Below are 6912 nucleotides of genomic sequence, written 5' to 3'. Positions count from 1 at the left end.
CCGGCACTCGCAAGGCTTCATACGCCGCGACGACAGAATCCCCGCAAGTGGGCGAAGAACCTTTTCTTTGTCTTGTGACCCGCCCTGGTAGAGCCGGGCGCTGCCCGGCGGCTTTTCTCCCGGCACGCGCCCCACTGTCTGGCGGGGGACGGCTGGGCACGGGCAGGACCGTGCCATACACCCCCGTCGGTTGTGCTGTGCGGCGCCGCGCACTACGATCCCATGCGTTCCGCGCAGCCGCCCCGGTGGCGCGCGCCGCCCCTTTTCATTGCGCAGGCCCGGCCTGCGCCAGTCCAATCGAGGTTTCCATGGTCATCAAACCGCGTGTGCGCGGCTTCATCTGCGTTACCACCCATCCCGTCGGCTGCGATGCCGCCGTCAAGCAGCAGATCGAGTACATCCAGGCCCGGCCCAAGATCGCCAACGGCCCCAGGAAGGTGCTGGTGCTGGGCGCCTCCACCGGTTACGGCCTGGCCGCGCGCATCACCGCCGCCTTCGGCAGCGATGCGGCCACCCTGGGCGTGTTCTTCGAACGCCCGGGCACCGAGAGCAAGCCGGGCACCGCGGGCTGGTACAACACCGCCGCGTTCCACAAGTATGCCGAGCAGGCCGGCCTCTACGCCAAGAGCGTGAACGGCGATGCCTTCTCCGATGAGGTCAAGGCCAAGGTCATCGAGCTCATCAAGCAGGACCTGGGCCAGGTCGACCAGGTGGTCTACAGCCTGGCCGCGCCGCGCCGCAAGCACCCCAAAACCGGTGAGATCATCAGCTCCACGCTCAAGCCGATCGGCGCGCCGATCACCCTGCGCGGGCTGGACACCGACAAGGAACGCATCACCGAGACCACGATCGAACCGGCCACCCCGGAAGAGGTCGCCGGCACCGTGGCGGTGATGGGCGGCGAAGACTGGCAGATGTGGATCGATGCGCTGCTGGAGGCCGGCGTGCTGGCCGAAGGTGCCACCACCACCGCCTTCACCTACGTGGGCGAGGAAATCACCCAGGCCATCTACTGGAACGGCTCGATCGGCGCGGCCAAGAAGGACCTGGACAACAAGGTGCTCGGCCTGCGCGAAAAGCTGCAGGCCATCGGCGGCGATGCACGCGTGTCGGTGCTCAAGGCCGTGGTCACCCAGGCCAGCTCGGCGATCCCGACGATGCCGCTGTACCTGTCGTTGCTGTTCAAGGTGATGAAGGCCAAGGGCACCCACGAGGGTTGCATCGAGCAGCTCGATACGCTGTATGACATCGTCTACGGCGGCCGCGACAGCGGCACCGCCACCGAACGCCTGCGCCACGACCTCGACGACGGCGGCCGCAAGGTCGAGCTGATCGATGACGCCGGCCGCCTGCGTGCCGACTACAAGGAAATGGCGCCGGACGTGCAGGGCGAAGTGGTCGCGCTGTGGCCGCAGGTCACCGACGAGAACCTGTACGAGATCAGCGACCTGGCCGGCTACAAGGCCGACTTCCTGCGCCTGTTCGGCTTTGGCGTGGAGGGCGTGGATTACGACGCCGACGTCGCCACCGACGTGCAGATCCCGAACCTGATCGACATGGCCTGATCCGCGCACGCGCTGCGCCAACGAAAACGCCGGGCACTGCCCGGCGTTTTCGTTTCACCCCCGGTGGATCACCACCGCCGGTCGTGACCCTCAGGCGAAATCGAAGTTCATCAGCGGCCCGGCCGGGCCCACGAACTCGCCCTGCACGTAATCCACCCCGGCACTGAACAGCAGGCTCATCGAGTTGGCATCGGCGACGAACTCGGCGATGGTGCGGATGTTGGCCGACTGCGCGCGCGCGGTGATCTCGCTGATCTTCTCGCTGTGCTCGCGGGTGCTGGCCACGTCGCGGGTGAAGTCGCGGTCCAGCTTGAGGAACTGCGGCTGGAAGTGCGCCAGCAACTGGAACGAATCCAGCCCCGAGCCGAACTGCTCCAGGCCGATCCGGCAGCCCAGCGGTGCCACGTCGGCCAGGAACTGCTGCGCGTTGCGCAGGTGGGTGAACACCTTGGCCTCCGGTGCATGCAGCCACAGGCGTTCGCCCGGCACCCCGTGCGCCTGCAGCTCGCGGCGCAGGGTGGCCACCATCATCGGATCGTTGAACGACTCCGGGGTGATCTTGACCATCAGCTGGGTAGGGTGCCCGGCACGTTCGCGCTGGCCTAGCACGCCGATCGCATGGGCGACCACCCAGCGGTTGATGTCGGCCAGCAGGCCATGTTCCTCGGCGATGCCCAGGAACGCGGTGGGGCTGAGCAGCTCGCCGTTGTTGTCCAGGCGCAGGTAGGCCTCGTACAACTCCAGCGGCTCGCCCTGCAGGTTGAGCACCGGCTGGTAATGCAGCTGGAAGCCGTCACCGGCCAGCGCCTCGCCGATGCGCGCCACCCAGCGCTGGATGCGCTCTTCCTCGACGCGGTCGATGGCGGCCGGGTCGAAGATGCGGCTGGTGTTACCCAGCTCGGAGGCGGCCTGCTGGCATTCGGTGGCACGGGCCAGCACCTGGCCGATGCTGGCGATCTTCTCGCCCACCTGCACGCCGCCGATGCTGACGGTGACCGTGGCCGAGCGCTCGCCGATGCTGAATACCTGCGCGGCGAATGCCTCGCGGATCTGGTCGGCCAGGCTCACCGTCTGCGCGTAGGCGCCCTCGGTCAGCACGGCAAAACTGTGCTCGCCGAAGCGGGCGAGCTGGGCCTGCTCGCCGACGCTGTCGGCCAGCACCCGGGCCAGCGCGCCGATCAGCGCATCGGCCGAGTCCAGGCCGATGTCCGGCAACAGGCGCGCATAGTGGTCCGGCTCGATCAGCAGCAGGCCGAACTGGCCCTCGCTGCGGCCGGCCTGGGCCACCGCGTTCTCCACGTGCAGCATGAAGGTGGGGCGGTTGAGCAGCCCGGTGACCTGGTCGCGCTGGCGCAGATCCTCCACCTCGCGCGCCAGCTCCGGATCGAACTCCATGCGCCGGCGGCGGAACACCACCTGCAGGCACGATTCGCCCTCGTAGCTGGCCTGCGTGAATTCCATCGTGGCCGGGAACACCGCCCCGTCCTGGTTGCGGGCGTCCACCTGGTACTGCGGCGGCGGCGCCTCGCCCTTGCTCATCGACTTGAGCAGCTGCTTGAAGCCGTCCACATGCTGCGGGGCGACCATGTCCAGCAGCGAGATGCCTTCCACGTCCTCGAAGGACTCGTAGCCGAACATCTCCAGGTAGGCCTCGTTGGCCCGGATGTGCATGCCTTCGTGGATGTAGGCGATCGGATCGCGCGAGGACGAAATCAGCGCATCGCAGCGGCGCTCGGTCTCGCGCATCTGCGCCTCGATCCGGCGCAGGCCGCGGCGGGCGTGGAGGTCGGTCCACTCGTTGCGCACCACCGCCAGCAGGTGCTCGGGGCGGTGGCGCAGGGCGATGGCGCGGATGCCGTTGGCGCCGGCCTCGACCCACTCGGTTTCGTTGATCGACTCGGCCAGCAGGATCATGGGAATGTCCTTGCCGCTGGCCGCGATCTGCTGGGTCACCTGCAGCAGCGGGATGCTCTGCGCGGGCGCGGCCAGCACCAGGTCGATCGGCTGGCTGCCCAGGATCTGGGCCAGCTCCTCGGCGTGCTGCGGGCGCGCCGGGCGCACGGCAATGCCGCTGTTGCGCAGCGTGCTGACGATGGTTTCAGCGTTCTCCCCGCTGTCATCCACGATCAGCAGGCGCACGGTGATGTCATTGGCGTTCTGCATTCACTACTCCCCGGACTGCAAACTTGATACACGATGGCGGTGGATACGTCCATGCGGCAAACGGTAGCCGGTCACGGATCCAGCGCGAACTCAGACGACCTGGCCCGCCGCGTGTCCGCTGGCCCAGGCCCACTGGAAGTTGTAGCCCCCCAACCAGCCGGTCACGTCCAGCACTTCCCCCACGAAATGCAGGCCCGGCACCAACTGTGATTCGAACGTGCTCGAGGACACCTTGCGGGTGTCCACCCCGCCCAGGGTGACCTCGGCGGTACGGTAGCCCTCGGTGCCACTGGCCACCAGCGGGAACCCCTGCAGCAGGCCGGCGGCCTGGCGCAGCTGGGGCTCGTCGATCTGCTTGACCGGGCGGTCGGGCAGCCAGTGTTCGCACAGGCGCAGCGCCAGCCGGCGTGGCAGCACCTCGGACAGCACCGTGCGCAGCTCGGCCGCCCCGCGATCGCGTTTCATCGCGCTCAGCCAGGCGTAGGTGTCCTGGCCCGGCAGCAGGTCCAGGCGCAGGTCGTCGCCGGGTTCCCAGAACGAGGAGATCTGCAGGATCGCCGGTCCGCTGATGCCACGATGGGTGATCAGCATCGAGTTGCGGAATTCCACGTCGTTGCAGCGCGCGGTGATCGGCAGCGCCACGCCGCTGAGGTCGTTGAAGCGCTCCTGGTGCTTGCCGCTCAGGGTGAGCGGCACCAGCCCGGCGCGGGTCGGCAGGACCGCGTGGCCAAACTGGCGCGCCAGCTCATAGCCGAAACCGCTCGCGCCCAGGCTCGGGATGGACAGCCCGCCGGTGGCTACCACCAGCGAAGCGGCCTGCACCTGGCCATGCGCGGTGGTCACCTGGAAGCCGTCGGCGCCGCGCTCGACCTGGCTCACCGCGCAGTCGGTGCGCACCTGCACCCCGGCGGCCTGGCACTCGTCCAGCAGCATGCGCACGATCTGCTTGGAGGAGACGTCGCAGAACAGCTGGCCCAGTTCCTTCTCGTGATAGGCGATGCCGTGGCGCTCGACCATCTCGATGAAGTGCCAGGGCGTGTAGCGGGCCAGGGCCGACTTGCAGAAGTGCGGGTTGGCCGACAGGAAGTTGGCGGCCGTGGTGCCGGTATTGGTGAAGTTGCAGCGCCCGCCGCCGGACATCAGGATCTTCTTGCCGACCTTGTTGGCATGGTCGATCACCAGCACCCTGCGGCCGCGTTGGCCGGCGGTGAGCGCGCACATCAGGCCGGCCGCGCCGGCGCCGATCACCAGCACATCGCAGGCGATCGTGGTCATGGCCGCGCTCATTCCCTGGCGCGCTTGCGCCAGGTGGGGATCACATCCAGCTGCAGCTGGTCGTTGATCAGCTGCACTTCCCCGTCCTGGATCAGCACGCTCCAGCGCATGGCGCGCTGGATCTGTGCGGCCCACTGGTCCACGAAGCCGCCGTCCAGGTCCAGCACGGAGAGGTTGTCGAAGCGCTCCAGCGCCTTGCCCTGCTTGCTCCACCACACATCGGCGGCGTTGCCGGCGAAGGTGACCACCTGGACCTGCCTGCTGCGGTTGCAGGCCTTGCGGATGCGCGACTCATCCGGGTGGCCCAGGTCGATCCACTGCAGGATGTCGCCGGTGTAGTCGCGGTGCCACAGGTCCGGCTCGTCATCGGTGCTCAGCCCGCGGCCGAATTCCAGCCGTTCCTCGGCATTGAGCGCGAAGGCCAGCAGCCGCACCATCAGGCGCTCATCGTTTTCCGACGGGTGCTGGGCCAGGGTCAGGTTGTGGGTCGCGTAGTAGCCGCGATCCATGTCGCTGATCTGCAGTTCGGCCTTGCGGATGGTGGCGGTGAGGGCCATGGGGATACCGGGAGCAAAGAGGACCATGATAGTGGTTTGCCCCGGGGGTGTCCGATGCGGTGCTTCTGCAGCGACGCCATCGGTGGCACGCTTTCAGGCCCGCCGCCCGGTTGCCGCTGCCATGCCATGCCCCCGCCCAAGCCGTCTGCGGATCGACGGCGCCCTCATCATCGCCACGCTGCCTGGCGCGTGCGTGGCCGGCGGTGGAGGTGCGGCATGACCGCTGCCAGCCGCCTGCAGTTGCCGCCCGGCCCCTGGCCGACCCTGCTGGACGGGCTGTGCGCGCGCTTCCCGCGGATCGATCGGGCACAGTGGGTGGACCGTTTCGCGCGCGGCCGGGTGCAGGATGTGCAGGGCAGGGCACTGGCCCCGGACCGGGCGTGGCAGGTCGGCCTGGAGATCCGGTATTTCCGTGAGGTGGCCGACGAAGCGGTGATTCCGTTCCTCGAAACCATCCTCTTCCAGGACGATCACCTGCTGGTGGCCGACAAGCCGCATTTCCTGCCGGTAACCCCGGCCGGTGGGCATGTGCGCCAGACCCTGCTGGCGCGCCTGGTCGCGCGCACCGGCAACGCGGACCTGGTGCCGCTGCACCGGCTGGACCGACTGACGGCCGGGCTGGTCCTGTTCTCCACCCGGCCGGCCAGCCGCGATGCCTACCAGCGCCTGTTCCGCGAACGGCGCATCCACAAGACCTACGAGGCCCTGGCGCCGGCCCTGCCGGGGCTGGCCTTCCCGCTGGAGCGCCACAGCCGGCTGGTGCCCGGTGAGCCGTTCTTCCGCATGGCCGAGGCCGACGGGGCGCCCAACGCACGGACCCGGATCGAGGTGATCGACGCCGATGGCCCGCACTGGCGTTACCGCCTGCACCCCGACACCGGCCGCAAGCACCAGTTGCGCGTGCACATGGCGGCACTGGGCGCGCCGATCCTGGGCGATGACCTGTACCCGCAGTTGCGCCAGGCCCAAGCGTCGGCGACGCCGCTGCCGCTGCAGTTGCTGGCCCAGGCGCTGGCCTTCACCGATCCGCTCGATGGCGCACCGAGGCAGTTCCGCAGCGGCCTGCGCCTGGGGTGAGGGGAAGCCTCCCAGCCAGGCGCACCACCCGGTAGTGCCGGCCGCTGGCCGGCTCCACGCCATCCATCCGGGGTCCGCACCCGCCGCCCCGCGATGCCGGGTTCACGCAAGCCGGCCAATGGCCGGCAATACCGGCTCCACGCCAGCCATCCCCGGGGCCCGCACCCGCCGCTGCGCGATGCCGGGTTTCAAGCAAGCCCAGCCAAGCGCATCACAGGTAGTGCCGGCCGCTGGCCGGCTCCTCGCCATCCATCCCGGGGTTCACACCTGCCGCT

At 68.9% G+C, this 6912-nt stretch carries 5 protein-coding genes; 2 read left to right on the top strand and 3 right to left on the bottom strand.

All coding sequences use genetic code 11. The features are described from left to right. The first annotated feature begins 308 nt into the window (after positions 1–308). Entirely contained in the window at positions 309–1565 is a 1257-nt protein-coding gene (gene fabV, locus RSA25_RS18440; protein ID WP_332810283.1) for an enoyl-ACP reductase FabV, read from the top strand. 90 nt (positions 1566–1655) lie between these two features. Here fabV and RSA25_RS18435 read toward each other — a convergent pair whose 3' ends face one another. From RSA25_RS18435 to RSA25_RS18425, 3 genes are all read right to left on the bottom strand, one after another. Next, positions 1656–3728 (bottom strand): EAL domain-containing protein, encoded by a 2073-nt coding sequence (locus RSA25_RS18435; protein WP_332810282.1) that lies wholly within the window; start codon positions 3726–3728, stop codon positions 1656–1658. Between the two features lie 90 nt (positions 3729–3818). After that, positions 3819–5003 carry an NAD(P)/FAD-dependent oxidoreductase gene (locus tag RSA25_RS18430; protein ID WP_332810281.1) on the bottom strand — a complete coding sequence of 395 codons (1185 nt, stop codon included), beginning with the start codon at positions 5001–5003 and terminating at the stop codon, positions 3819–3821. A gap of 8 nt (positions 5004–5011) precedes the next feature. Then, complete coding sequence (locus tag RSA25_RS18425; protein ID WP_332810280.1) at positions 5012–5560, bottom strand: YaeQ family protein; 549 nt, start codon at positions 5558–5560, stop codon at positions 5012–5014. A gap of 216 nt (positions 5561–5776) precedes the next feature. Here RSA25_RS18425 and RSA25_RS18420 point away from each other — a divergent pair, with 216 nt between their 5' ends. After that, positions 5777–6637, top strand: a complete 861-nt coding sequence (locus RSA25_RS18420; RefSeq protein ID WP_332810279.1) for a pseudouridine synthase — start codon at positions 5777–5779, stop codon at positions 6635–6637. Positions 6638–6912 lie beyond the last annotated feature (275 nt).

It is taken from the genome of Stenotrophomonas sp. (assembly GCF_036662295.1).
Lineage (GTDB): Bacteria > Pseudomonadota > Gammaproteobacteria > Xanthomonadales > Xanthomonadaceae > Stenotrophomonas.
The sequence above is the reverse complement of the archived record's forward strand: the minus strand, read 5'-3'. Positions and strand labels throughout refer to the sequence as shown.

Bases quoted from the DNA above. Each gene is read 5' to 3' on its own strand.
- fabV (WP_332810283.1), top strand. From the start codon at position 309: ATGGTCATCAAACCGCGTGTGCGCGGCTTCATCTGCGTTACCACCCAT.
- RSA25_RS18435 (WP_332810282.1), bottom strand. From the start codon at position 3,728: ATGCAGAACGCCAATGACATCACCGTGCGCCTGCTGATCGTGGATGAC.
- RSA25_RS18430 (WP_332810281.1), bottom strand. From the start codon at position 5,003: ATGACCACGATCGCCTGCGATGTGCTGGTGATCGGCGCCGGCGCGGCC.
- RSA25_RS18425 (WP_332810280.1), bottom strand. From the start codon at position 5,560: ATGGCCCTCACCGCCACCATCCGCAAGGCCGAACTGCAGATCAGCGAC.
- RSA25_RS18420 (WP_332810279.1), top strand. From the start codon at position 5,777: ATGACCGCTGCCAGCCGCCTGCAGTTGCCGCCCGGCCCCTGGCCGACC.